At 48.6% G+C, this 2,618-nt stretch carries 2 protein-coding genes; both read right to left on the reverse strand.

Annotation, left to right across the window (positions count from 1 at the left end; translation table 11 throughout):
* Window positions 1–151 precede the first annotated feature (151 nt).
* Window positions 152–895 (reverse strand): IS21-like element helper ATPase IstB, encoded by a 744-nt coding sequence (gene istB / locus H592_RS0111445; protein WP_028868890.1) that lies wholly within the window; start codon window positions 893–895, stop codon window positions 152–154.
* Complete coding sequence (gene istA / locus H592_RS22155; protein WP_084296268.1) at window positions 892–2,391, reverse strand: IS21 family transposase; 1,500 nt, start codon at window positions 2,389–2,391, stop codon at window positions 892–894. Before istA ends, istB begins: the two co-directional genes overlap by 4 nt.
* Window positions 2,392–2,618 lie beyond the last annotated feature (227 nt).

A 2,618-nucleotide genomic window follows, 5' to 3' on the forward strand; every position in this document is an offset into this window, starting at 1 on the left:
AAACAAAAAGATCGACTCTACGCAAAAGTATTAGACCTTGCTGGTTATCACAAATGGGACGAAAGTCAGCACTTCAATTCTCTTTTCGACCACCTGTCAATGGCCATTAAAATTGATCCACTTTTGGCCAATAAAATTGATCCACCTGCGATCAGGTTTTGCTAACTTTCTCCTTCAGTCGATAGCTTTCTCCTCCGAGCATAAATATGTGTGAGTGATGGATGATGCGGTCGATGATCGGTACCGCAACATTGTCATCATGGAAGAACTCACCCCAACTGGTAAAATCTTTGTTCGTTGTTAAGATGATAGACCGATATTCGTACAAGCTATTGATTAGCTGGAATAAGTTGTAACGCGACTGACGCGACATGGGTAAGTAACCCAACTCATCAATGATGATGAGATCGTATTTACTTAGCTGTGTGAGCCGCTTTTTGAGCTCTCCCTTCATTTCGGCAAGCTCAAGTTCCTCTACCAGCGTCAATGCGTTTCTGAACAAAACTTTATATCCAGCTTGGATTGCTTCATGACCGATCCCAATGGCCAAGTGGGTCTTGCCCACGCCCGGCGGGCCAATAAAGATCACATTTTGGCGCTCATCAATAAAGCTAAAGTCGAGTAACCCATTGATTTGGCGCTTGGTTACCGTAGTCTGGTGACGATAATCGAACAAGTCGAGACGTTTTTCATTTGGGAACTGTGCCTGTTTGTAGTGGCGTTTTATTCGGTTCACGTTGCGTTGGATGATTTCATGTGACACCAAAGATTCAGCGAAGCTTAAGTAGGATTCTTCATTGGCTTCAGCCGTGGCCACCAGAGTGGCCAACTGGCTCGCTGCTGCACCTAACCGTAAGCTACGAAGCTGCTTAGCGATATTGTCTAACTGGTTCATGATAGGCTCCGTTGCGCGTTAACGTGGCTAATACGGCGGTACATGCTTAAATCGATAGTCACGGGGCTATCCTCCTCGTCATCGGCCATGCGTCCGCGCTGCTCGGCACTGAACCATGCATCGATATATTCACGCATCTTGCTCGCCGTTAACTCTTCTCGCTCAAGCAAGTGGGCTGTAAGTGCCGTGGGTAACTCACCGTAGTGCTTTAATACATCCAGAGCACCGCGCAGTTGGTCTTTATAGAACCGAGGCATGGTTGCTTTGAGCTGTGCCGCAATAGCGCGACCAACATCGATACCTAGACGCTCGTTGAGGTACGCTTCAAGCGCTTCTACCGCCTGCGTTTTGTCGCGGTAATGGTCGCGGTTTTTGATAATAAGGCCTTTATCAAGACTGACCGTATGTTGGCCAATAAGCTCACCGGTGGCAGGGTCGAGTAAGAGTAATTGACCATTGGCTTCACTGACACCAACTCGGCTTTGTTGCCACTCCATAGGCACCGAGTACTTGTTCGAGGCCCAAGAGATCAGCCCCGTTTTATCAACCTTGCGCGTTTGCATGGGCGTGTTGTCTAAGCTGGCCATAGCTACATGATAGTGGTTCATGTGTGACCGCTCTGAGCGGTCATAATGGCGCTGCGGCTGCTCTTTGGTGGTGCCGTGTACTCGAATGTTGGCTACTTCATTTAGCCAATCAAGCGTGTAAGCGCGAAGCTCTGTTTCACTGCGAAACGACTCACCATACAGACAGTCTTGTTTGACGTACTTAACTGCTGCTTCAACCTTGCCTTTGCTCTCCGGATCAAAACCCTCGCAAGCATGAATATGGAATGATGCCGCCGTGGCGTACTGCGCAAAGCGTTGATTGAGTTTGAGCTCGCGATATTCTTCGCTTAGTACGACCAACTTGGTTTGGTCATAAACACATTCTTCGGTCACGCCTCCGAAGTAGCGAAACGCTTCGTCGTGCATCTCAATAAAGCGCTGCGTATTCAACGGTTGCAGCGAAAGGCCTACGTACATGAGGCGGCTATATGAGAGCACAAACGCAACAAAGTAAACGGTGTGTGGCTTACCATTGATGAGCACACCACGAAGCTCACCAGGGTCAACTTGACACTGCACACCGGGAACAGTTTCGATGATAGGTTCATAATAACGATACTGGCCGACAGCGACCTCGGCTTTTAAGTTTTGCACGTAACGGCGCATGCTGCGTTCGGATATGGGCAGCTTGCCCACCTTGCGACATAATCGGCGCATGAGCTTCACTGCGGATAACTTGGGGTAGTCTTTCAGCTGGTTAATCAGGTAATCGCGATAGCCATCAAGCCATTTTTGTCGAGAGGTGTCTTCCATCATCACGCAGATACCTTGCGCGTCCATCGCTAAGTATTTTTTCACCGTGTTGCGCGAGATGTTCAACTCTCGGCTAATGGCACGGATCGAGAGTCCTTGTCCGTTGTCGTACATCGATTTTATTTTGTGTATCACTGTCCACTCCTTCAATGTGCCGCCCCCGCTTTGTTAGTTGAACGGGAAACGGTACAGAAAAATGTGGCCGAAGCCACGAAAAGTGGATCAAAATTAATGGCCGAAAGTGGGTCAGTTTAGTTGGCCATTAACACCACCTTGTTCAGGTGGGCAATGCCTGGCTGGAGCCGCGTTACCTCTTTGATACTGCTATTGAATTCCTAACCAGTCACAGCATTGCTATCCCT

It is taken from the genome of Psychromonas arctica DSM 14288 (assembly GCF_000482725.1).
Classification (GTDB): Bacteria; Pseudomonadota; Gammaproteobacteria; order Enterobacterales; family Psychromonadaceae; genus Psychromonas; species Psychromonas arctica.

What these genes read in the sequence shown, in the direction of transcription:
- istB (WP_028868890.1), bottom strand. Translation starts at nt 895, where the DNA reads ATGAACCAGTTAGACAATATCGCTAAGCAGCTTCGTAGCTTACGGTTA.